Origin of the sequence: Sulfitobacter aestuarii, from assembly GCF_042685005.1 — a bacterium.
GTDB classification, from domain to species: domain Bacteria; phylum Pseudomonadota; class Alphaproteobacteria; order Rhodobacterales; family Rhodobacteraceae; genus Sulfitobacter; species Sulfitobacter aestuarii.
Genome location: NZ_JBHUMP010000029.1, coordinates 1 through 22,324, shown reverse-complemented (window position 1 = coordinate 22,324; position 22,324 = coordinate 1). Strand labels below are relative to the sequence as shown.

The window sequence follows — 22,324 nt, the reverse complement described above, 5'->3', positions numbered from 1 at the left end:
CAGATCTTGCGATTCACCCGCAGCAAACCCCAAGCCCCGCGCGACTCGCCGCGGTGGAAGGGCGAGTCGGGGTGGGGTCTCTGCCCTCCCCTACCGCCGTGTTCACCCCCGTCACGACATCAAAGCCGTTTCATGCTACCCTTCTTCCCGCGCGCCGGACTCACCGGCATGGGCGAAGCATCCGCGTGGGCGAAAACGCATTCCCGCGCTTGGCCATCGCTCTCCTCCCTATTAGGATAGGTGAAGACGATCACGATCCGTGCCCCGGCACATCAATCTGACACGGCCCCATTCCGAGCAACGAAGCTCGATGTCCGGGCCCCGCACCGGAGCAATCTTGATGATCCGCCTCTCTGCCGTTGCCCTCTTGCTGATGTCGCCCAACGCCCACGCCGATGAAATGATTACCTATACGACCGATCAGAGCTTTGCTGATGTAGTCTTCGGCGTGGAGAACGCGATCATCGACGAAGGGCTGGTACCGGAAAGTGTCAGCCATGTCGGGGAAATGCTTGAACGCACCCGAGCGGATGTCGGTTCAGAAGTGGTCATTTTCGAGGCCGCTGAAGTCTTCAGCTTCTGTTCGGCAGCGCTGTCCCGCAAGGTGATGGAAGCGGAGCCTTTGAACATCGGCTTTTGCCCCTATGATATATTCGTCATGCAATTGCCTGAGAGTCCCGAGGTCACGATTGGCTATCGCCCTTACCCCGACGGCCCGATGCAGGAGGTGCAAGCGCTGCTGGACCGGATCGCGCGCACGGCGATTGGAGTCGAGTGAAGCGTCGGTACGGCCGCTTCGCCGTTCAGGCTCTTCGCTCCGCCCCGTCACCGGCTCTTACCGCCTGACGGGACGCCGCTTTGGTCAGCTGCAAGCGGCGCAGGAAGGCAAGGATAAAGATCGCGGTCAAAATGAGGACGATCGTCGGGGCCGGTGCGCTGTCGAGGAAGAAGCTCAAATAGGCCCCGGCCAGCATCGAAAAGGTACAGACCAGAATCGAGGTAATGAGCATCCGTCCGAAGCTGCGCACCAGCAGGAAGGCGATGGCGCCCGGCGTTACCAGCAAAGCCACGGCGAGGATCAACCCCGTGGCCGACAGCGTTGCGACAATCACCAGCGATAGCACCGCCAAGAGGCCGTAATGCAGGAAGCCGACATGAAGCCCGCTTGCCTGGGCCTGGCCGGGATCGAAGGCGTGCAGCAGCAGATCCTTCCATTTCAGCGCCAGAAACCCGGTGACGAAAAGCGAGATCAGCCCCGCAGTCCAGAGGTCCTCGCGGCCGACGCCAAGCATGTTACCGAACAGCACATGATCGAGATGTTCATTAGTGGTGATAGAAGTGTACATGATGACCCCGATCCCGAACATACCGGAGAACACCACCCCCATCACCGTGTCCTGCTTGACCCTGCTGTTATGCGACAGATAACCGGTCAACAGCGCGCAGGACATGCCCGCTGCAAAGGCACCCAGGATCAGCGGCAGGCCGGTGATCCAGGCCAGGACGATTCCGGGCAGCACCGCGTGACTGACCGCGTCGCCCATCAGCGCCCATCCCTTCAGAACCAGGAAACAGGAGAGCAGCGCCGTCGGCGGTGCGACCAAAAGGACAATCCAGAAGGCGTTCTGCATGAAGGGAAACTGGAAAGGGAGAAGCAGGTTTTCGATCATGGCCGCAGCTCCTCGACCTGCCGCGCCGGATGCGGTGGCGGCGATGCAAGCGCCTCGGAAGCCTTGCGGCGCGCCGCGAGCAGCCCGTGCTTGGGTGCGAACACGAAGGCCAACAGGAAAATGACAGTCTGCAGGGTCACAATGATACCGCCGGTTGCGCCATCCAGAAAATAGCTGGCATAGGCGCCGAGGAAGCTGGTGATCGTACCGATCAGCACAGACAGGGCGATCAGGCGGGGAAATCTGTCGCAGAGCAGATAGGCTGTGGCGCCGGGGGTCACCACCATCGCGATCACAAGGAAAGCGCCGACAGTGACCATCGCGGCGACAATCGCGGCCGAAAGCAGGATGAAGAAGACAGCCTTGAGCAGGTCGGGGCGCAGTCCGATCGAACGCGCGTGGTTCTCATCGAAGAAGGTCACCATCAGGTCCTTCCACTTGGCCAGCAGCACGGCGAGGGTGACGAATCCGATAAGGGCCAGTTGCAGCGTGTCCTCCGGCGTGATCGCGAGGATATTGCCCATAATGATTGTCTGCACGCTGACCGACATCGGCGCCACCGAGATCATGAACAGCCCAAACCCGAAAAAGGAGGTGAAGATGATCCCGATGATCGCGTCGATCTTCAGCCCCGAACGGTCTGAAAGAAACAGCATCGCGCCGGCCGCCAGGCCGCCGGAGATGAAGGCGCCAAGGGCAAAGGGCAAGCCGAGCATATAGGCCCCGGCAACGCCGGGTACCACCGAATGGCTCAGCGCATCGCCGATCAGCGACCAGCCTTTCAGCATCAAATAGGACGACAGGAAAGCGCAGACCCCGCCAACAAGCGCCGAAACCCACATGGCGTTGAACATGTAATGATAGGAAAAGGGCTCGAGCAGCAGATCGATCATCTGGTCCCGCCCTCTATGTCGTCCGCCCCGCGCCGCGTATCCGTGCCGCTTTCCGGCTCGACGTCTTCCGGGCGCTCGCCGTAATGGACGAACGGGCGCTCATCATCGGTGAAGATGCTGACCTCGCGCGGATCGTCGTCGTCATGCAGATCAGTCCCCCCGAGGGTGAAGTGCCGCAATACCCCGCCGAAGGCCGTCTCGAGGTTTTCCCGGGTGAATACCTCTTCCGTCGGCCCGTAGGCCAGTACCGTGGCCTTGACCAGCACCGTACGGTCGCAGAATTCCGGCACCGAACCGAGGTTATGGGTAGAGACCAGCATCACCCGCCCCTCGTCGCGCAGTTCGCGCAGCAGCGCGACAATCTGCTCTTCTGTTTTGACATCGACACCGGTGAAGGGCTCGTCGAGCAGGATCACCTGCCCATCCTGCGCCAGGGCGCGGGCGAGAAACACGCGCTTGCGCTGCCCGCCTGAAAGCTCGCCGATCTGTCGCTTGCGAAACTCCTGCATATTGACCCGGCGCAGGGCGAGGTCCACGGCCTCGCGATCGGCTGCGGCGGGGCGACGCAGGAAACCCATATGACCATAGCGCCCCATCATCACCACATCCTCGACGAGAACAGGAAAGGCCCAGTCGACCTCCTCGGATTGCGGCACATAGGCCACGAGGTTCTCGCGCAGCGCCTGCCGTACGGTCCGGCCCAGCACCCGGATCTCGCCGCGCGCTGCCGGGACGAATCCCATGATTGCCTTGAACAAGGTTGATTTCCCGGCCCCGTTGACCCCGACCAGCGCGGTGATCGTCCCATGCGGAACCTCGAAGCTCGCATCGTGCAGGGCCGTGTGACCGTTGCGATAGGTCACTGTCACGTTGCACGCCGATATCCCGGTCATACCATGGCTATCGGAGCGGGAATTCTCTTCGGTTCTGGTCGCTGCGAACACAGCTGTTTCCTTTGCACTATAGCGGTGGGGAGGGGCGCGGCGGTGCCACGCCTCTCAATTCAGGTTCTGGGTCAGCCCGTCGGCGATCGTCTGCGCGGTCACTTTCAACAGGTCGAGATAGGTCGGCACCGGCCCGTCCTCGCGGCTCAGGGAATCGACATAGAGCACACCGCCATAGGCCGCCCCAGTTTCCCGCGCGACCTGTTCGGCCGGAGCGGTATTGACGGTGCTTTCGCAGAAGACGACAGGAATGTCGTGCTGTCGTACCCCGTCGATGACCCCGCGCACCTGCTGCGGCGTACCGACCTGATCCGCGTTCATCGGCCAGAGATAGAGTTCCTTCATGGCGAAATCGCGCGCCAGATAGCTGAACGCACCTTCGCAGGTCACCAGCCAGCGCCGCGCGGCAGGGATCGCGGCAATCTGTTCGCGCAGCGGCGAGATCGTCTGGCGAATCTCTTCCTTGTAGCTTTCCGCATTGACCGTGTAGGTCTCGGCATTCTCCGGGTCATGTGCCGCCAGGCTCGCGGCTATGTTGTCAACATAGATCAACGCCGTGTCGAGCCCCATCCAAGCATGCGGATTGGGCTGTCCCTCATAGGACCCCGACGCGATGGAAATCGGCTCGATCCCCTCGGTCAGTGTCGCGGAGGGAATGTCACCGAGGTTGTCGATGAATTGCTCGAACCACAATTCGAGGTTCATTCCGTTCCACAGGATCAGATCGGCGTCGCTGGCGCGCACGATGTCCTGCGGCGTCGGTTCATAGCCGTGGATCTCGGCACCGGGCTTGGTGATCGAGACGACCTGGGCAGCATCCCCCGCGACATTGCGCGCCATGTCTGCCAGCACGGTGAAGGTCGTCACTACTTTCATCGGCTCGGACCGGTCCGCAACAGCGCCGGTAGCGGTGAGCGCGGCAAGGGCCGTGGTGGCGAAGATCTTCAACCTGTTTCGTAGCATCGGGGCACTCCGTGACATGACCATTTCCCATTTGATAATGCGAGTGATTTGCAGAAGTCAAGAAAATGAGAATCATCGCAACAATTTGTTGGTGCTCCGAAACCTTCAAGCCCTGCGCGCAAGCGAAAATGCGCGGCCCTTTCGGCACCGCGCATCTATCGTTCATTACTGTCTTATCGGTTCACGTCCGGATCGGCGTGTCCGGCGGTGGCGCCGACGTCGGCTGATCCCGCGCCACATCGACAGTTTCGACATCAGGCGCAACTACTGGCGTTGCCTCCCCTTCCGGCGGCTCCTGATCCCCGCCGCCGTGGTCCTCTTTCCTGCTATCCTGCAAGGCTCCGACGATCAGTGGCAGCATTTGCATACCCCCCGGCATCGCCATCTCGGCGTTGGGCGGGGATTTCCAGGTCAGCGTGTCGAAGCTTTTGCAATTGCTGCAGATCGGCTGCCATTCCGGATGGATGTGCTGACAATTGTCGCAAATCCACTGCGGCCCGCGGGGCACGGTCACCGCCCGGGCCAGCCAGCCCTTGACGACGGTATCCGAGGCCCCTTCACCCCGCTCGATCGCGGCCATCAAGGTCACCGACCGTGCGGTCGGATCGGTCTCTACCAGATTGCCCAACGCCCGGCGCGCCTCGGGAAAATCCTCGTTGGCAATATGCAGCTCGCTCAGCAGCATGCGGGTTTCGGGATGATCGGTCTGCACCCGGGTCAGCGCGGTAAAGCGCTTGATACGCTGGCTCGGCGTTTCATCAGGTTCGATCGCGGCGAAGGCTGCGGCCAGATCCGGATGCGGATGCACTTCCCAGGCCTTCTTCAGCACCCGCGTCGCATTGCGTTTCTTACCCTGTTCGAGATAGCCATGCGCCGCCATCACCGCAGCGGGCACAAGATCGGGAGACAGTCGGTTGGCCTCGATCGCCGCTTCCCGAGCCTCGATGGAATTACCCTCTGCAATCACATCCTTGGCCTCCGACAGCGCAAGGACAGCGTCGCGGCGCCGATGCACGTCGCGCGGAATCTGACCGTGTTTCAGCTTCGACTGCAACGTCAGCCGTGCACCGCGCCAATCTTCCTTTGCTGCCTGCAACTGCAGCAGCACATCTCCGGTTTCCTCATGTTTCGGCCGCAAGGTATGGGCGCGCTCCGCCAGTTTGAGCGCGGTTTCCGTGTCCCCTTCGGCCAGCTTCTGCTTCATGATCCCGCGCACTCCGACGAAGCGGGTCTTCTCGTTTTCGGCAAGCTTGCGATAGGTCTCTTCGGCCTTGCGGCGATCCCCGGCCAATTCTGCCGCTTGGGCAGTCAGCAAGTTGGTAAGCGCGGGCTTCTGCAGATAACGGTCCGCTTTTGCCGCCTTGGCCATGGCCAGACGCCCTTCGCCACTTGCCAATGCCATCAACCCATCGGACAGGGCCTCGAAACCTTTGCGTTCGCGATTGCGGTCGAAATAGCGCGACAGCGCGGTTTCATCGCCGTTGAGAAAATGCCAGGTCGCGGCGAGCAGCGCGAAGATCTTGAGCAGCAGCCAGACCGCGAGCATCAGCAACAGGACCGCGATGACCGATTGCAGCGGTCCGAAACTGTATTCGGTGCCCATCACCGTGACCTGCACGCCACCCCGGCTTTCAAGCAGGAATCCTGCCCCCCAGGCCAGCGCCGCGACCACAACGACAAACAGGATGATCTTTATCAATGACCAGAGCATAAATTCGGATTCCTCAGTTGGCCATCAGGCGTTGGGTCAGGTCTTCGGCGGCGGTCAAGGCAGACAGGCGCGCCCTTGCATCGTCAAGCCAGGATTGCATTGCCTCCTGCGCGACCACAGGCAGGGTCTCGATCTCGGCCAGGGCATCCCCGAGGCGTGCATCGCGCACCGCGGCTTCGGCCCGCGACAGGACGGCATCCGGATCGTTGCCCTCGCGCGGCGCAACCGAACGGGCACCGAGCTGCCGCCGCAAGAACCCCGCGACGCCGCCGCCCGGTTCGCTGCTGGCATCTGCCCGCGCTGACGCCAACGCATCCCGCGCGGCCTCGGGAAACCGGCTCTGCAGATTGGCCAGAGTGACTGGCCCGGTATCGGCGATATCGGTCAATGCGGCAGGAATGTCATTGACACCGGCATCGCGCAGCTCAGCCAGCAGCGGCGCAAGCGGCTTGCCTTCGGCAAGTGCGGTCGTCAGTCGGCTGAGCAGCGATTGCACCTGAGCGGTGCGCGCGGCGGCCGCGGTCGCCTCTTCGACGCTCATGGCATTCTCACGCAGGCCCGCGATCTCGTCGCGTTGGCTGTCGAGCTCCTGGCGCAGCGCCGCCAGATCATTCTCCAATGCCGAGAAATCCCCCTGTGGCGCCGCTGCGTCGGCAGGACGCGCTTCCAGATCGGCCAATCGGCTCTGGATATCACCCAAAGCCCCGTTCAACGCCGCCATGTCCGCCTCCACTCCTGAGAGATCCGGCATATCGATGGGGGCGGCAGCTTCGGATTGCGCCTGTTGCAGAGTAGCGATTTGCTCTTGCTGCTGCGCAAGCTGGTCGCGCAACTCGCTATTATCGCCGCGCAGTTCCAGCAGATCGAGCTCCGACACCGCGAAGCCGAGTGCGGCCGCCAACGCGCCGCCGATCAGCAATGGCCAGAATATGCTGCGACGGCGGGGAGGTGCCGAATGTGTTATGTCCGCCTGATGATTGCCCATGCGCGGCGTGTCCGACACTGCCGACTTGCCGTTGTCATTGGACTTGGCTGCCGATCTCGCCGCGGCCGCGGCATCGCTGTACTTATTTGTTGCGGAAGTCGAAAGGGCGCTCTTTACCGTCGTCGTTCCGCTGTCCTTGATATTCTTTTCCGGCGCTTCGCCGTTCTTCTCCGCATCTGCCTTCGCGGGGCCGACCTTGTCCGGTGCCGTCCCTGAGGCTGTCGATCCCGGTCCGGTCTCGGTCTTTGCGACTGGCTTCTCAGGCGCGGAAGTGGTTGTCGGTTTCCCCACATCAAGCGTCGTGGCAGGTTTCGCCGTTCCGGCTTTCGGCGCGGTCGATTCCGGTTTGGTCTCAGGCTTGGCCGGAGATGTCGGACCTGAGCCGGAGGACGATATCGACGGCGCGGTCTTCTCCGGTGTCTCCGCCACCTGTTTGGCGTTGTCGCCCTGCTTGGCCGACAACACGGGAGTAGCAGGTGTTCCCCGCTCATTCTCGATGGGATCGGTCTTGGCGGTTTGACTATTGGGCGGAGGTGTTTCCGGCGCCGCGTCGGGCTTGCTTTCGGCATTGCGAGAGGCGGCGGCCTGCGTCGCCTTGCTGCTTGTTGACGCCGGTTTTTTCGCTTTCGCCACTGTGCACCCCTTCCGATTCTGACCTTAGGGTCAGCTTGATTTCAGAACCTTACCCATCAAACCCACCCCTCTCAAGCCAAGGTGGCGCGCGTAATGCGCTTTTCAACAGCCTCGACCATCGACGCACCAGTCGGCTCGTCGGCAATGCCAAGCCCCTGCTGAAACCGCCCGTCAAGCGCCTCCGCGACCGGCTTGCTCAGCGCGATCACCGAAATATTGTCCCTGTCTTCGGTCTGCGCTGCGAAATGCGCGGCACTGCGCGGCGAGAACAGCGGCACCAGGACCAATTCCGTCCCGCCCAGCGACGACTGCGCCTCATCCGACAGGTTCAGCAACCGTTGATCATAGGTTTCGATGACATCAGTATGCATCCCCAGGGCGCTCAGTCTTTGAGCCACCTCTCCGCGACGATGTGCCCCGGCCAGATGCGCAAGGGGGCCGGCCACCGGCTCGGCACCGAGCCGGGCCACCATCTCGTTGGCCTCGAGCCCGCACATCTGCGCACGCCAGCCACGCCCGTTGGCAACCTCCGCGGTATAGGGTCCGACGCAATAAGCGGGTCGCCCTTCTCCCGGCGGCGCATTCACCACCCCGTTGGCCGAGGTGAAGACCACACCGGCATAAGGGCCAAGATCATAGCGGGGCGACAGCGGCTCGATCCGCATCAACGGCGACATCAGCAACCGGGTCCGGGCCCGCGCCAATTCGGATAATTGCGCCGCGAAACGCCGGGCGCTTTGCTCGGGCCGGGTCAGCAGAAGGATGGGCTTCGTCATGTCAGGCCTTATTGTTTGCCATGGCCTGTGGTGTTACCTGCGAGGGGTAAGCCTTGCAACGGAAACAACACGTGCCGCGACGATTGACCATACTGGGACTGGAAAGCAGCTGCGACGATACCGCTGCGGCGGTGGTGCGGACGACGCAGGGCGCGGCGGCCGAAGTGCTCTCCTCCGTGGTGCTTGGCCAGACCGAGCTGCACGCCGCCTTCGGCGGCGTCGTGCCTGAGATCGCCGCCCGCGCCCATGCGGAGAAGCTCGACATTTGTGTCGAACACGCGCTGAAACAGGCTAATTTGCAACTGGACGATCTCGACGGCATCGCCGTGACCGCGGGTCCGGGTCTGATCGGCGGAGTGGTCTCCGGGGTGATGTGCGCCAAGGGGTTGTCAGCGGCCAGCGGAAAACCCCTCTTTGGTGTCAATCACCTGGCCGGCCACGCGTTGACCCCACGGTTGACCGATGATCTGCCCTATCCCTACCTGATGCTGCTCGTCTCCGGCGGACATTGCCAATTCCTGCGGGTGGACGGACCCGATCAGTTCGAGCGCATAGGCGGCACGATAGATGACGCCCCCGGAGAAGCATTCGACAAGATTGCCCGGCTGCTCGGCCTCGAACAGCCCGGTGGTCCCGCCCTCGAGCAGGCGGCGCTGCAGGGCAACCCCAACCGCTTCGCCTTTCCGCGCCCTTTGCTCGACAGACCCGGCTGCGACATGTCCTTCTCGGGGCTGAAGACCGCGGTGCTGCGCTGCCGTGATGGGCTGATCGCGACGCAGGGTGGCCTGCACCGACAGGATCAAGCGGACATTGCCGCCGGTTTTCAGGCCGCCATCGCCGATGTGCTGGCCGAAAAGACCCGTCGCGCGCTGAGGCTTTACTCGGCTCCGATCAGGTATCTTTGCGTGGCCGGCGGGGTCGCCGCCAACCAGAGCATCCGCACGGCGCTCCAAAAGGTTTCACATGAAACGAATACGAAGTTCGCCGCGCCTCCGCTGGCGCTCTGCACCGATAATGCGGCGATGATCGCCTTTGCCGCTGCCGAGCAATGGCCGGGTCGAACGCCTGACGATCTGACTCTCGCGGCGCGACCGCGCTGGCCGCTCGACCGGACGAAACCTTCGATGCTCGGCGGCGGCAAGAAAGGAGCAAAGGCATGAATATCTCGGTGATCGGCGCAGGCGCTTTCGGTACGGCACTGGCGATCTCGCTGGGCCGCGAAGCTGCGGTCACGCTCTGGGGTCGCGATATCGGCGACATGGCCGAGCGCCGCGAGAATACCCGGCATCTCCCGAATTGTCCATTTCCGCCAAAGCTGGCAATCACTGACAATATCTCCAATGCGGCTGCGGCACCGATCCTGCTTCTGGCGGTGCCGATGCAGAAGCTGCGTGATGTACTAAACACCCATGCCGGGCTTTTCGTCGGCAAACATCTGGTGGCGTGCTGTAAGGGAATCGAACTCAGCTCCGGCATCGGTCCGGTCAGCGTGATCCGCGCAGTCATTCCAGATGCCGACGCCGCGATCCTCACCGGTCCCAGCTTTGCCGCCGATATCGCCCGGGGCCTGCCGACGGCGCTGACACTGGCTTGCGCCAATGACTCCGTCTGCGCAAAACTGCAGCAGAGCCTGACCACCGCCAATCTGCGGCTCTATCGTACCGGCGACACCACCGGCGCGGAGCTCGGCGGTGCGCTGAAGAACGTGATCGCAATCGCCTGCGGCGCCGCGATGGGGGCAGGCCTCGGGGAGAGCGCCCGCGCGGCACTGATGACCCGCGGCTATGCGGAGATGCAGCGTCTCGCGGCGCATCTCGGCGCGCATCCGGCAACCCTTTCGGGGCTGTCGGGTTTCGGCGATCTGACGCTAACCTGCACCTCGACGCAATCGCGCAATTACCGGCTCGGCCTGTCGCTCGGCGCAGGCACGCAATTCGACCCCGCAACCACCGTCGAGGGCGCGGCCACAGCCAAGGCAGTCCATCAGCTCGCGGCGAAGGCCGGTCTCGACCTGCCGATCACCAGCGCCGTCTCCGACCTGATCGACAATCGGCTCGATGTGCAGCGCGCGATGGAATCCCTGCTAAATCGACCCTTGAAGGAAGAATGACATGCTCGTAGCCCTGATTGCCCGCGACAAACCTGGTGCGCAAGAGATCCGCAGCGCCAACCGACCGGCCCACCTCGACTATCTGAAAGCCAGTGATCATGTCGCTCAGGCCGGCCCGCTGCTGGATGCGGAGGGTGGCATGATCGGCTCCCTGCTCATTCTCGATGTACCGGATATGGCCGTGGCGCGAGACTGGGCCGCGAATGACCCCTATGCGGCCGCCGGGCTCTTTTCGGACGTGCAGCTTGTCGAATGGAAACGGGTGATCGGCTGATGGCCTTCTGGTTGTTCAAATCCGAACCCGCGAGCTGGAGCTGGGATGACCAGCTCGCCAAGGGAGAGCGCGGCGAGGAATGGGACGGCGTGCGCAATTATCAAGCGCGCAACTTCATGCGCGAAATGAAAATCGGTGACCTCGGTTTCTTCTACTTCTCGGAAGCATAGTCGTTACCTCACCTGTATATAGCCAACAAAATCAATCCACTAATCAAAGTGAAACGGCACATCTCAAAACTGCCCTCACTATTAAGGCAGTTTTTCATTTCTTAGGGTCTGGCTCAACATGTGATGGTTGGTTCATCAGGGCCTTCCTCCCGTTCGCTTCGCGAGGAACTGTAGGATCGCGTGTGTTCGTGCGCGATCCTCATAAGCTTGCGCGATTTGCCCTAAGGATTGCGCGGCCGCGCTGCTGAGGCGCCGAACAGATGGCTCGCAAAAAGCGATCACCTCGGGTGGCAGCGATGGACTGGATGGCTTGCGGGAATGCGTAGAAGCATTCGCGGGAGTAGATTCCTCTGGTATGCTGTGCGTTAATGTTCGAAGTGTCAGCCATGCCCAAGAAATCCACGCCCTTTCCCAAGAAGCGCCGCCAGGCCCGCACTGAACTGGCCGATGGCCAGCCGGAGTGCGCGCATGGCCGTGTCCCCGCCGACCTCGACCTCGAAATCGACGCGCCGGCGGAAATTCTCGAACTCATCGAAGCCTGGACTGGCTCCTACGCCCAAGCCGTTGCCTGGTATGACACCGAGCCCCTGCCATCCTTCGGTAACGTGACCGCAGCCACGCTGGTGCGCCAAGGGCGCGCGGATGTGGTGAGGGCCTATATCGAGCGGATTGCTGACGGCGGATACGCTTGATCCGCCTCACTCTGAGCGGAAGTCGAGGTCGATGATGGCGAAGTCGGGCGAAAGTCACGCAAGCCTTCGGGCGCAGTTCGATGATATTTTCCGACGAAATCAGGCAAAGGTGCGCACGGTTACGCGGCATCCTACAGGAACCCGATATCGCCAGAGCTCCGACTTGCGGTTGATAAGATGGAGCGCAGGCGCCGAGCGACAGTAGCATCCCTCAGATGAGGTAAAATGTCGGCCTTGGCGAGCTGCCTCGTGTCTTCTGTCGAGGGCGAAGCGACGCTCTTCCGCTACCCAGGCACGCTCGGAAAATTCGGTCTGCTATCAGGCGCGCGACCGACACAGCATCGATCAAGTTGCCCGCTTCGTGCTCGCAACTGCTCTTCCTGCACTGCTGAGTGACCTTCCTCTTACCGAAGTTAATCAGGATGGCGAGATCAGCGCGGATACCAAGCGCAGATTGCCTCTGTGATCGTTCTCGTAATTCCAAGGCAATTCACTTTTTGAGTTCCGACGCAAGCCCACCCATCTCACACACGATGTGCCATTCATCTTCTTTTACGGGTTGGACTGAGAGACGCGAGTTTTTGACCAAGACCATTTCCGACAGGCGTGGATCAGCCTTGATCGTATCGAGCGAAACGGGTGTTGGCAGGCTCCGGATCGCTTTAACGTCCACACATTCCCAGCGTCGATCATCACTCGTGCTGTCTGGATGCGCTTCGGCAATAATCTCCACAATGCCGACGATCAATCTATCCCGTTGCGACAGATAAAAGAATCCTTGGTCGCCCACTTTCATATCACGCATGAAATTGCGCGCCTGGTAGTTGCGCACGCCATCCCATTCTTCACCCGCATCGCCCTGCGCGACCTGATCTTCCCAAGACCACGTGGAATTCTCAGACTTGAATAACCAGAAGTGCTTTGACAATTGAGAAAACCTTTCTGCCTAACAGTATCGAAGGCAGCCTCCCGGCACGCCTCGACATTTTCCTATTGTTTCACCCTGCAGCCTACCAGTGAACGATTCTTTCCCCGCTTATCCACGAGAAAAAGCAGCCAATGGCCAAACGCCCTGACGTGGCTTAGCTTTTCCGCCATCTCGCCGCATTCTGCGCGATTTTCCAGGTTTCTTCTTCGCCGAACACCGGTCGGGCCAACATTGCTCGGTTGGCGGAACGAGCGGAGAGCCTTGATGATCACCGAACTGAAGTCTATCCCTGACATCTGGAAAAGGATGCCGAGCGAGATGCATGCGCGACGCTTCCTGGAGGGTATCATATGGTCGACCAGCAGGCACTGTCCACACTGCGGATCGGTGGCCACATCTGAGCTGCGTGGCCAGACCTGCCGCCCGGGGCTCTACCAATGCCGGGATTGCCGTCTCCAGTTCACGGTCACCACGCTCACCCCGATGCACAGCACCAAGCTCGACTTGCGTATCTGGATATGCTCGATGTTCCTGGTGCTCACATCGAGCAAGGGCATCTCCTCGGTCGTGATGGCACGGCTGCTCGGCGTGAACCAGAAGACCGCATGGAAGTTGGGGCACGCCATCAGGGAAATGATGGACGACCGGAACGCCGAGCTGCTGCCGCTGGAGGACATCGTCGAGGTCGACGAGGCGTATGTCGGAGGAGCCCCGAAATCCCTCTCAGGAGCTTACCATCCCAGGGGTAAGGGCACCGCAAAACCGATGATCTTTGTAGCCGCCTCACGAGACGGGCAGGCACGCGCACGAGTCGTATCCGATGACAAAAGGGCGACGCTCGAGCCGGTTCTTCTGGAATGGATCGATCCCGAGACGACGAGCCTGATGACCGATGGAAGTAAGAGCTACAGGGGGCTGGGGAAAACCATGGCCGACCACCAGTATGTGATCCACAGCCAGAAAGAGTATGCCAACCCGGAGACCGGCGCTCACGTGAACACGGCCGAGGCAGTGATCGCCCAGGTGCAACGCGCTCTGGTCGGCGTCTACCACAACCTCGGTCGACAGCACCTCCAGCGATACCTCGACGAGATCGTCTGGCGGTGGAATCATCGCGCTCCGGTTCGGGAAGTGGTCAAGCAATGGACCACGAAATCCGGTGTCGAGCGGGAGAAATCGACGACGATTTGGTCACCGATCCCTGTGGTCGACCAGATGCGCGTCTTGCTTCAGGGGGTTGTCGGTAAGCAGCTGCGGCGCTCAAAGGTATACGGGCTATGCTGGCCCTGATGGCTGACCTATGCATTTGTGAGGCAGATAAGCGGTTAAGAGATTTGAAGCGCAACGTCCGCTCGGAGCCCTTGTCAACCTGCGCGTGGCGCGAGAAGTATCACTGCGGCGCCGGTCAAGCACAGGCAGGCACCTGCGGCATCCCAGACATCTGGCCGCTGTCCTTCAGCGCCCCACATCCAGAATAGAGACGCGGCGATGTAGACGCCCCCGTAGGCAGCATAGGCTCTACCGGCGAAACCTGCCTCGACCTGTGCCAGGAGCCACCCGAACAGCACAAGGCTCGCAATCCCTGGCAGCAGCCAGAAGATCGACGCGCCCCGCCACCACGCCCAGATCGCAAAGCAGCCGGCAATCTCGGCCAGCGCAGCGAACGGATAGATCAACGCGGTCGGCATCAGGAACCGGGCCGGTCGTGATCGGAGAGGCACTCTTCGTGGTCGCGTAACACCTCAAGAATGCGGCAGTTGGCAACTCGGTCGGACCTGCACTCGCTGATCATTCGTTGCAATTCCATCCGGAGCGCCTCAAGCCGAGAGATGCGCGCCTCCACCTCGCGGAGCTGTTTCTGAGCGACCGCATCGACCTGCGCACAGGACCTTTCTGGGCTGTCAGATAGGTCCAGAAGCTCTCGTATCGCCTCCAATGAGAAGCCGAGTTGTCGAGAGTGCCGGATAAAGGCGAGCCGGTCGAGTTCCAGTGTCCCGTAGCGACGCTGGCCGCCTTCGCTCCGCCCGGGCTCGGGCATCAAACCTATCTGTTCGTAATAGCGGATCGTCTGCACGTTGGTGCCGGTCCTCCTTGCCAGCGTCCCAATGGACAACATAATCGTCTCCTTCCGTCGTTAGCGTCGCGTCCCCGAGGCCAAAGATACGTAAAACCTCTTCGCGCGGCTTGAACCTACAGTTGCTGTAGGTCCTATATCGAGTTCCGATCGAAGAATCACGACGGAGAAACATCATGGCAGACGGGAGCGCAGGACAACGCGAATGGCGCGTCACAGGCATGGATTGCGGGTCATGCGCCGCAAAGGTGCGCGGAGCGGTTGAGCGCCTGCCTGGCGTCGAGGGTGTCGATGTCGCCCTGATGGCCGAGCGGTTGCGACTGACGCTCGATGAGACACAGACATCGCCCGAGTGCATCGAGAAGGCGGTGCGAGGCGTCGGCTTCGGTATCTCGCCCAAGGGCGCACGGCCAGAGAAGCCCAAGGGCGGCTTTGTCCTGCCGGATGGAGCATTTCCGGATGCGCCGGAGGCCGTGGAAATCGACCGCGAGCCGGAGGAGATCACTGGGCCCGACGATGATGCACCGACCTCTTGGTTGAAGACTTCCAAGGGTCGCCTTGTGCTCGGAACCGGCGCACTGCTCGCGGCAGCTTGGGCGTCACGGCTTGTCCTGCCGGCTGAGATCGCGCATTGGGCGTTCGTCCTGGCGACACTGGTCGGGATCGCGCCCGTGGCACGGCGCGCCTTCGCCATGACGCGGGCCGGCATGCCTTTCACCATCGAGATGCTGATGACTATCGCCGCTGGCGGCGCGCTGATAATCGGTGAGCCGGAAGAGGCGGCGCTCGTCGTCTTCCTCTTCGCCGTGGGCGAACTCCTGGAAGGCGTCTCGGCGGGCAAGGCGCGCGACAGCATCCGGGCGCTCTCGAAGCTCGTGCCGAAGACGGCGCGGCTCGAGGTCGGCGGCAAGACACGTGAGGTCGCGGCCGAGAAGCTCCAGATCGGCCAGGTCGTGCAGGTCCGCCCCGGCGACCGCGTGCCCTGCGACGGCGAGGTGATCGAAGGCACCTCTGGCGTCGACGAGAGCCCGGTCACTGGCGAAAGCGTCCCGAGCCTCAAGGAACCGGGCGCGGAGGTCTTCGCCGGGTCGATCAACGCCGAGGCGCTTTTGCGCGTGCGGGTGTTGAGGTCGGCCGAGGACAACACCATCGCCCGCATCGTCCGCCTCGTGGAAGAAGCCGAGAGCGCCCGCGCGCCCACCGAGCGCTTCATCGACCGGTTCAGCCGGGTTTACATGCCCGCCGTGGTCGGAGCAGCTGTTCTCGTCGCCGTCGTCCCTCCTCTTGCCTTTGGCCTGGGTTGGGAAGAATGGATCTACCGCGCGCTGGCGCTGCTGCTGATCGGCTGCCCCTGCGCGCTGGTAATCTCTGTGCCGGCCTCGATCACTTCGGCGCTCTCCACGGGGGCGCGCAACGGCCTGCTGATGAAGGGCGGCGCAGTGATCGAGGCTGCGGCCCGCACGACCCATGTCGCCTTCGACAAGACCGGGACGCTCACGCATGGCAGGCCCCGCGTGACGGACGTAGCGCTGCTGAGCGGGAGCGAGGATGACCTTCTGGCCCTTGCGGCCGGCGTCGAGAGCGGCGCGAGCCACCCTCTGGGACAGGCGATCTGCGCGGAGGCCGAGCGGCGGGGCGTGGGTGCGGCGGCAGCCAAGGGGGGCCGCGCGCTCCCCGGCAAGGGGGCTGAGGCCTCCATCGACGACGTGACGGTCTGCGTCGGCTCTCCGCGGCTGGCGGAGGAGCGCGGCGCGCTCGCGGACGACCTGCGGAGCAGCGTGGCGGCGCTGGAAGCCGACGGCAAGACCGTGGTCATCGTGTTGCGCGATGACGTGCCCCAAGGTCTCATCGCGCTGCGGGACGAGCCGCGCGCCGATGCGGCGAATGCGGTTGCGCAGTTGCGGGGCCTCGGCATCTCTTCGGTCATGCTGACCGGGGACAACCCGCGCACGGCGCAGGCTATCGCAGACGGGCTCGGGCTCGAGCATCGCTCGGAGCTAATGCCGGAGGACAAGGTGACGGCGATCCGCGACCTGACGGCGGACGCACGGGTGATGATGATCGGCGACGGGATCAACGACGCGCCCGCCCTCGCCGCCGCGCATGTCGGCGTTGCCATCGGCTCGGGCACCGATGTCGCGCTCGAGACGGCCGACGCGGCGATCCTGCGCAACCGCGTGACCGATGTGGTAGGCATGGTCCGTCTCTCCCGCGCCACCATTTCAAACATCCACCAGAACATCGCGATCGCGCTTGGGCTCAAGGCTATCTTCCTGGTGACAACCGTGCTCGGGATCACCGGCCTCTGGATCGCGATCCTCGCGGATACCGGCGCCACGGTGCTCGTTACGATGAACGCTCTCCGGCTGCTGTTCTTCCGGCCCCACGGGCACACCTGAACCTGCGGGGCACGTCGGTCTGACCGCTGAGACACGCCCGATCACGCAGCCTCAACGATCTGGAAAGGAGACACTGATGATACTCACTCGCCGCGCCATGATGGCTTCCGCCGCGTGCTTCGCCGCGACAGCGCCAACCGCCGGACTGGCCCAGCGCTCCCCCGCGATCCACGTCCTGAAAGATCCGAATTGCGGCTGCTGCACCGCCTGGATCGAGCTCCTGAAGGAGGATGGCTTCAAAGTCACCACCGAGCGTAGCTTCGGGACCCTCCTGATCCGGCATAAGCTCGAAAACGGCATCCCCCAGAGCATGACCTCCTGTCACACCGGCGAGGTCGAGGGCTACATGATTGAGGGACATGTGCCGACGACCGACATCCGAAGGCTACTCTCAGAGCGCCCCGTTGCCATCGGTCTCGCCGTTCCCGGCATGCCTTACGGGTCACCGGGCATGGGTCCAGAGGATGAGCGGGAAGCCTACGATGTGTTCCTGATCCATAAGGATGGCACCACGGGTATCTTCTCAAGCTACGCTGCTGCCTGAGGGCTTTAGGATCGCCGTGAGGTCACTGCACATATCTCACACCGCGCACTCGCAGCGAAAGTAAGGAAAGTCGCCTTGATGACATTCAGGACAAAGGGAATGGTAGCTAAAGTCGCTGCTTTCTTTGGTGGATAAGCGGGATTCTTTCTCAACCGCTTGACGCAGTAAACTGACTTGGCCGGCAATGGGAGCTGGGGCGTTGGGGCCAAGATCACCTATGACTCTGCTTACGATCAGAATGCCTTCGAAAAGGGGAGCTCCGCTACCTCCGAGACAACTGGTAGTCGACCCCGGTCATTCGAGCCCGCCAAGTCAGCATTTCCCGGCTGACCAGATACTGGTCACACGCCAATTCATCCGGAATCCCTTGGGTCCGGATCGAGAGGAGCGCAGGCCGAGGCAACAACAAGGTGCCGGCAAGCCAGTCAGCTTCATCTTCCTGGTCCTGATCGAAGTTTCCCGGGACCAAGGAGCCATCTTCCATCAGGAAGGCCTGAGCGAGTTCGTGCCCCAGGATAATGTGCGACAGTTCGTGCATGATCACGTTGTTTCTGCGGCCCAGCGAAGAGACCGGCTTGTAGACAACGAGGCTCGAAGGCCCCATGCGCATCGTCAACGCAGCCCAAGAGTCATCCGCCTCGTTGGTCAGAACCGAGCGGTTCTCTGCGTCAAGATCTTCGACGTCTTTGACCGACCACACCGTGATACCCAAATGGTCCGCCAAGCGATCAGCCGACAGCGGCCCGGAAGCATTTACCCCAAGCTGCTTGCGATACTCGACCGATCGCCGCTCGCACTGCGACTTGAACCCTCGCCGAAAAGCCACTTAATGCCCTCTCGCGTTGACCTTCGCGAACTGGTCGGCCGCTTTCTCAATCAGTGTCGCCAGAGATTGGGCCGTCCGCGGGGGGAGAGCCTTCTTGTTCTTGAAGGCAATCTGAAGGTTCCCGATCCCGGTGAATTTCGATGCGTCCTCTTCCAGCCAGGCGCACACCTTCTCGAGTGTCGCGACATCCGGGACATGGCCATTTTCTATGCGTGACAGTGTTGAAGGGCTAATACCAATCTCCTTGGCCGCCGCGCGAACGCCCATGTTCCCCCTGCGCCGCGTCAGAAGATTGCCTATGTCTCCAAGCTCCATGTTGATCTCCTGAATGTTGCATGCACGACACTTAGTGTTTCACAGACTGGACAGAGGGGCGGGCCGCCGCTACTGTCCAGTCTGTGAAACACTGATATTCATCTAAGAGACGGTTGAATCACGTCGGGGTGGACCAGTCAACATTGATGATTCGGCAAGAGAGGCGAGCATGAACCAACTTCCAAGGCACCCCTTCATCCCGCTCGACTCACTGGGCGAGCGCCTGCTGGCCGCCGTCGCGATCAAGCTGGAACTCCCCCCGAGCCAGCATCTTCTGATGACCCAACGAAAGCAGGCCCTCGAGAAGCACCTTGAGCGGGATGGTAGCCCGCTCAAGGATCTCATCCGGATCTTCTACCAGCAGGGCTCGGTTGCGATTGGGGCGACTATCAAGGCCAAGCATCGCAGTGTCGGCTTCGACATCGACATCATCGTGGAGCTGCTGCTGAATAGTATCAGGCCGTCCCAGGCGCTCGATCTCCTCTACGAGGCGATCCGCGGCGAACCGGGCTCTCGCTACCACGACTGCACGACGCGGCAGACCCGATGCGTCACGGTTCACTACGCGGACGGGATGCACATAGACCTCTCCCCCTCGGTCTTGCTCGAGGCAGGCGATCCCCGACGGAGCTGCATCTTCCACTCCAAACCAGAAGACCCTCGATCCAGCGATTATTACGTGCTCATGAACAGCTTCGCGTTTGCTGAGCACTACAACGCGCTTTGCCCCGTCGATCAGACTTTTGCGGAGGCATATGCAAAGAGGGTCATGGCTGCGGATCAAGCGTTCGAAGTAATCGCGAAAGATGCCGATTCCGTACCCGTTCCAGAGCATTCGTCTGAAGTAGGCGGCAAGTCTGCCGTCACTGTTGGATTGCAGCTACTGAAGCGCAATCGGGATATCCGCTGGGTCCCCCGGAAAGGGAAGCGGATGCCCGCCTCCGTGATGTTCAGCTGTCTGACCGTAGAAGTGGCCGAAGCTGGACGCACGATCGGCGAAAACCTCCGGGTTACCGCCACCCACATTCTCGATCGTCTCCTCTCAGCAAAACGCAAGGGTGAGCTGATCATGGTGGAGAACCCGCGCTGCAGTGGGGAATTCTTCACGGACCGTTGGCCCGAAAACTGCCACGACCAGGACCTCCTAATCGAGGATATGAAGCTCTTCATTCGGCAACTCGACGTGGTTCTCGACGAGAGCCGCTCGCTCAAAGATCGGACCGAAGCCCTTGAGGCGATGTTCGGGGAAACGGTTGCCCGGGACGTCGTGAAGGACTTCGCGGAAGAAACTGGCGGTCTTGTTCGGAGCGGAAAGCACGCTCTTGGGGCAGCGGGCGGCATCCTCGCGGCGCCTGCGTCAGCGAAGGCCAAGCCGGCGGCGAGGACGAACACCTTCTTCGGCTCTAAGCGTCCCCTTCGCCTCCAGACCGGGCTTGTCGCAACGTCGCTCTCGGCCCAGGCCAAGGCCATGGGCCGCAGGTGGCCCCAGTTTCGCGCCACGCACGGGATGGGGCCTCAGTCGCTGGTCTGGTTCGGAGATCTGAAGGGGTTGGAACGCAGCTTCCACATCAGTGTCGAATACGGGCTGCCTCGTCCGGGAGACACAGCCATGTCCCGGTTCATGCCCGTCGTCCGGGTGCTGCGCCCTTCGCTGGTTCTCAACTTCGATGCGATCGAAGAGGCGCCCCTTCCCCATGTCTACTTCGAGGGGCCAGACATCCGCCTGTCGCCTCTTTGCCTGTTCGATCCCCGGGTGCGTGAGTGGGATCGCACCATGTTAATCGCAGATACCACCATACCGTGGGCGGCCCGCTGGCTGGCCTGCTACGAGGTCTGGGAAGCAACTGGGCGGTGGGTCGGCGGCGGTCGTCACGCGGACGAGGGAGAACAAGACAATGCCGCCTGACGCCTCCTACGACCATACAGTCCCCCGTCGTTCCGATGGAACCAGACAGACACTCCGACCGGTTCAGCCGTGGCCGGAGGGAAAGCCCTTCAAGATCCTCTCGATCGACGGTGGTGGCATTCTCGGCCTTCTCCCATGTCTCATGTTGGCCGAGATCGAAAGCCGGTTTCTCGATGGTGAACCCATCGGTCAGCACTTCGACATGATCGTAGGGACATCAACGGGCGGGATCATCGCGTTGGGGCTGGGCCAAGGGAAATCGGCCAAGGAAATCTCCAGGCTCTACACAGAGCGCGGCGTTCGCATCTTTCCCGGAAACGGGCTGACACGCCGGCTTCGCAATTTCGGTCGGTGGTTCGTGAACCCTTACGACCGGCGCCGGCTGGAGAACGAGTTGCGTCGCGAGTTCGGGGACGCGCTATTAGGATCTGCTAAGGTCCCTACGTGCATTCCTTCTTTCGAGGGCCGCTATGGCGAACCATACATTTTCAAGACATCGCACCATCCAGACTACAAGAAAGACCAGTTCGAAAAGCTGGTCAACGTCGGTCTCTCCACGGCCGCTGCGCCGACCTTCTTCTCAGCGATCGAGCGAGACGGCTACGTCTTCGCTGATGGCGGAATCTGGGCGAACAACCCGGCGATGGTCGGTGTTGTTGACGCCATGACCTGCTTCGATATTGACCGGACACAGATCAGGCTACTCAGCCTCGGATGTGGCCAGGACACCTATCGAATGCGGTGGTGGCATCGGATGGGTGGCCAGCTGGTCTGGGCCAACCAGTTCTATCTCTCCGCGATGCGGGCTCAGTCGCATAATGCACTCGGCCAGGCTGGGCTTCTCATCGGCCGTGAGCACCTCGTGCGCCTTGACGCGCCAGAAGTGTCCAAGCGCGTTGCCATGGATGATGTTGCACGTGCTGTAGCCGAGATGCCCCCGATCGCCCGTACGCTGGTTGAGGCGGCTGGACATCGCGTAGAGGGCATGTTTCTCACTCGAGCGGTTCCATAGTGTCAAAATACACCAGCTCGGTCCCTCGCCTGTCGGTGTCCTTTATTGAGATTTGTGGGTGCGCGGTAACCCCATCAAGGCCACGGCCCGCGGGTCGCTCAACAGGCCGGATAAAGATGAGCGCTTTCCGAAGCCGCGCCGATTTCGCGATTGCGAACAGCAGTCGGCACACACGCTTGGGTCGATACCTGACTCAGTCAAGAGGGTTGGATTCCAAATATTCGCCGCGGGCGCGAGTTAACCTAACGCCCACTTTAGAAGCGGATATTGCATCAAACCCACTCCGTCGGGGTCAAGATGATCTATACCGGTGGCTTTGCAGCGAAGGTCCGCTGCGGGATTGTCGCTCAACTCATAAAAAGCCTGATGATCTTGGTGGAAAGCCACCTTTGACCGCGATAACAATCGGTAACTTCGAAAAGTGTCAATGAGCGTTCAAAACTGACCCTGGTTCAGCGTTTGATTTTGACCCGCCTATCGGATGGCAAAGCCCCCAGGC

General features: G+C 61.7%; 23 protein-coding genes and 1 pseudogene. 12 read left to right on the top strand and 12 right to left on the bottom strand.

Annotation, left to right across the window (positions count from 1 at the left end):
* The first annotated feature begins 340 nt into the window (after positions 1 to 340).
* Positions 341 to 778: a DUF302 domain-containing protein gene (locus ACFSUD_RS18435; protein WP_386375974.1), complete on the top strand. Its 438-nt coding sequence runs from the start codon at positions 341 to 343 to the stop codon at positions 776 to 778.
* Positions 779 to 803: 25 nt separating this feature from the next.
* On the opposite strand, the gene ACFSUD_RS18430 is transcribed toward ACFSUD_RS18435, so the two are convergent.
* The 6 genes from ACFSUD_RS18430 to ACFSUD_RS18405 form a co-directional block, all read right to left on the bottom strand.
* The gene (locus ACFSUD_RS18430; RefSeq protein WP_386375973.1) at positions 804 to 1,670 is read right to left on the bottom strand and encodes a metal ABC transporter permease; all 867 of its coding nucleotides are present in this window, start codon (positions 1,668 to 1,670) and stop codon (positions 804 to 806) included.
* Positions 1,667 to 2,563 (bottom strand): metal ABC transporter permease, encoded by an 897-nt coding sequence (locus ACFSUD_RS18425; RefSeq protein ID WP_386375972.1) that lies wholly within the window; start codon positions 2,561 to 2,563, stop codon positions 1,667 to 1,669. The genes ACFSUD_RS18430 and ACFSUD_RS18425 overlap by 4 nt, the downstream gene beginning before the upstream one ends.
* Positions 2,560 to 3,456 (bottom strand): manganese/iron ABC transporter ATP-binding protein, encoded by an 897-nt coding sequence (locus tag ACFSUD_RS18420; RefSeq protein ID WP_386375975.1) that lies wholly within the window; start codon positions 3,454 to 3,456, stop codon positions 2,560 to 2,562. The genes ACFSUD_RS18425 and ACFSUD_RS18420 overlap by 4 nt, the downstream gene beginning before the upstream one ends.
* Positions 3,457 to 3,561: 105 nt before the next feature.
* On the bottom strand, positions 3,562 to 4,470 hold the full coding sequence (locus ACFSUD_RS18415; RefSeq protein ID WP_386375971.1) for a metal ABC transporter substrate-binding protein: 909 nt from the start codon (positions 4,468 to 4,470) through the stop codon (positions 3,562 to 3,564).
* A gap of 181 nt (positions 4,471 to 4,651) precedes the next feature.
* Positions 4,652 to 6,181, bottom strand: coding sequence for a heme biosynthesis protein HemY (locus tag ACFSUD_RS18410; RefSeq protein ID WP_386375970.1), 1,530 nt, complete (start codon positions 6,179 to 6,181; stop codon positions 4,652 to 4,654).
* 13 nt (positions 6,182 to 6,194) lie between these two features.
* Positions 6,195 to 7,100, bottom strand: a complete 906-nt coding sequence (locus tag ACFSUD_RS18405; protein WP_386375969.1) for a COG4223 family protein — start codon at positions 7,098 to 7,100, stop codon at positions 6,195 to 6,197.
* Between the two features lie 64 nt (positions 7,101 to 7,164).
* Between ACFSUD_RS18405 and ACFSUD_RS18400 the strand changes: the two genes are divergently transcribed.
* Complete coding sequence (locus ACFSUD_RS18400) at positions 7,165 to 7,686, top strand: hypothetical protein (RefSeq protein ID WP_386375968.1); 522 nt, start codon at positions 7,165 to 7,167, stop codon at positions 7,684 to 7,686.
* A gap of 184 nt (positions 7,687 to 7,870) precedes the next feature.
* Here ACFSUD_RS18400 and ACFSUD_RS18395 read toward each other — a convergent pair whose 3' ends face one another.
* The gene (locus ACFSUD_RS18395; RefSeq protein ID WP_386375967.1) at positions 7,871 to 8,575 is read right to left on the bottom strand and encodes a uroporphyrinogen-III synthase; all 705 of its coding nucleotides are present in this window, start codon (positions 8,573 to 8,575) and stop codon (positions 7,871 to 7,873) included.
* A 71-nt stretch (positions 8,576 to 8,646) separates the two neighbouring features.
* Between ACFSUD_RS18395 and tsaD the strand changes: the two genes are divergently transcribed.
* From tsaD to ACFSUD_RS18370, 5 genes and pseudogenes are all read left to right on the top strand, one after another.
* Positions 8,647 to 9,735: a tRNA (adenosine(37)-N6)-threonylcarbamoyltransferase complex transferase subunit TsaD gene (gene tsaD / locus ACFSUD_RS18390; RefSeq protein ID WP_386375966.1), complete on the top strand. Its 1,089-nt coding sequence runs from the start codon at positions 8,647 to 8,649 to the stop codon at positions 9,733 to 9,735.
* Complete coding sequence (locus ACFSUD_RS18385) at positions 9,732 to 10,685, top strand: NAD(P)H-dependent glycerol-3-phosphate dehydrogenase (protein WP_386375965.1); 954 nt, start codon at positions 9,732 to 9,734, stop codon at positions 10,683 to 10,685. Before tsaD ends, ACFSUD_RS18385 begins: the two co-directional genes overlap by 4 nt.
* 1 nt (position 10,686) lies before the next feature.
* Positions 10,687 to 10,959, top strand: a complete 273-nt coding sequence (locus ACFSUD_RS18380) for a YciI family protein (RefSeq protein WP_386375964.1) — start codon at positions 10,687 to 10,689, stop codon at positions 10,957 to 10,959.
* Positions 10,959 to 11,123: pseudogene (locus tag ACFSUD_RS18375) on the top strand (EVE domain-containing protein); the annotation flags it as partial. The gene ACFSUD_RS18380 and the pseudogene ACFSUD_RS18375, both read left to right, overlap by 1 nt.
* A gap of 392 nt (positions 11,124 to 11,515) precedes the next feature.
* Entirely contained in the window at positions 11,516 to 11,821 is a 306-nt protein-coding gene (locus ACFSUD_RS18370) for an antitoxin Xre/MbcA/ParS toxin-binding domain-containing protein (protein WP_386375963.1), read from the top strand.
* 490 nt (positions 11,822 to 12,311) lie between these two features.
* Here ACFSUD_RS18370 and ACFSUD_RS18365 read toward each other — a convergent pair whose 3' ends face one another.
* Positions 12,312 to 12,749: an EVE domain-containing protein gene (locus ACFSUD_RS18365; RefSeq protein ID WP_386375962.1), complete on the bottom strand. Its 438-nt coding sequence runs from the start codon at positions 12,747 to 12,749 to the stop codon at positions 12,312 to 12,314.
* Between the two features lie 264 nt (positions 12,750 to 13,013).
* Here ACFSUD_RS18365 and ACFSUD_RS18360 point away from each other — a divergent pair, with 264 nt between their 5' ends.
* Positions 13,014 to 14,039 carry an IS1595 family transposase gene (locus ACFSUD_RS18360; protein WP_386375961.1) on the top strand — a complete coding sequence of 342 codons (1,026 nt, stop codon included), beginning with the start codon at positions 13,014 to 13,016 and terminating at the stop codon, positions 14,037 to 14,039.
* A 74-nt stretch (positions 14,040 to 14,113) separates the two neighbouring features.
* On the opposite strand, the gene ACFSUD_RS18355 is transcribed toward ACFSUD_RS18360, so the two are convergent.
* Positions 14,114 to 14,437, bottom strand: coding sequence for a YnfA family protein (locus ACFSUD_RS18355; RefSeq protein WP_386375960.1), 324 nt, complete (start codon positions 14,435 to 14,437; stop codon positions 14,114 to 14,116).
* Entirely contained in the window at positions 14,437 to 14,865 is a 429-nt protein-coding gene (locus ACFSUD_RS18350; RefSeq protein WP_386375959.1) for a MerR family transcriptional regulator, read from the bottom strand. The genes ACFSUD_RS18355 and ACFSUD_RS18350 overlap by 1 nt, the downstream gene beginning before the upstream one ends.
* A 134-nt stretch (positions 14,866 to 14,999) precedes the next feature.
* Between ACFSUD_RS18350 and ACFSUD_RS18345 the strand changes: the two genes are divergently transcribed.
* Both ACFSUD_RS18345 and ACFSUD_RS18340 read left to right on the top strand, forming a co-directional pair.
* The gene (locus ACFSUD_RS18345; RefSeq protein ID WP_386375958.1) at positions 15,000 to 17,222 is read left to right on the top strand and encodes a heavy metal translocating P-type ATPase; all 2,223 of its coding nucleotides are present in this window, start codon (positions 15,000 to 15,002) and stop codon (positions 17,220 to 17,222) included.
* Positions 17,223 to 17,298: 76 nt separating this feature from the next.
* Positions 17,299 to 17,766: a DUF411 domain-containing protein gene (locus tag ACFSUD_RS18340; protein WP_386375957.1), complete on the top strand. Its 468-nt coding sequence runs from the start codon at positions 17,299 to 17,301 to the stop codon at positions 17,764 to 17,766.
* A 262-nt stretch (positions 17,767 to 18,028) separates the two neighbouring features.
* Here the strand turns inward: ACFSUD_RS18340 and ACFSUD_RS18335 are convergent, their stop codons facing one another.
* Positions 18,029 to 18,592, bottom strand: a complete 564-nt coding sequence (locus tag ACFSUD_RS18335) for an ImmA/IrrE family metallo-endopeptidase (protein WP_386375956.1) — start codon at positions 18,590 to 18,592, stop codon at positions 18,029 to 18,031.
* Entirely contained in the window at positions 18,593 to 18,907 is a 315-nt protein-coding gene (locus tag ACFSUD_RS18330; RefSeq protein ID WP_386375955.1) for a helix-turn-helix domain-containing protein, read from the bottom strand.
* A gap of 169 nt (positions 18,908 to 19,076) precedes the next feature.
* On the opposite strand from ACFSUD_RS18330, the gene ACFSUD_RS18325 reads away from it, so the two are divergent.
* Positions 19,077 to 20,813, top strand: a complete 1,737-nt coding sequence (locus ACFSUD_RS18325; RefSeq protein ID WP_386375954.1) for a nucleotidyltransferase domain-containing protein — start codon at positions 19,077 to 19,079, stop codon at positions 20,811 to 20,813.
* On the top strand, positions 20,803 to 21,825 hold the full coding sequence (locus tag ACFSUD_RS18320) for a CBASS cGAMP-activated phospholipase (RefSeq protein WP_386375953.1): 1,023 nt from the start codon (positions 20,803 to 20,805) through the stop codon (positions 21,823 to 21,825). Before ACFSUD_RS18325 ends, ACFSUD_RS18320 begins: the two co-directional genes overlap by 11 nt.
* Positions 21,826 to 22,324: the final 499 nt, after the last annotated feature.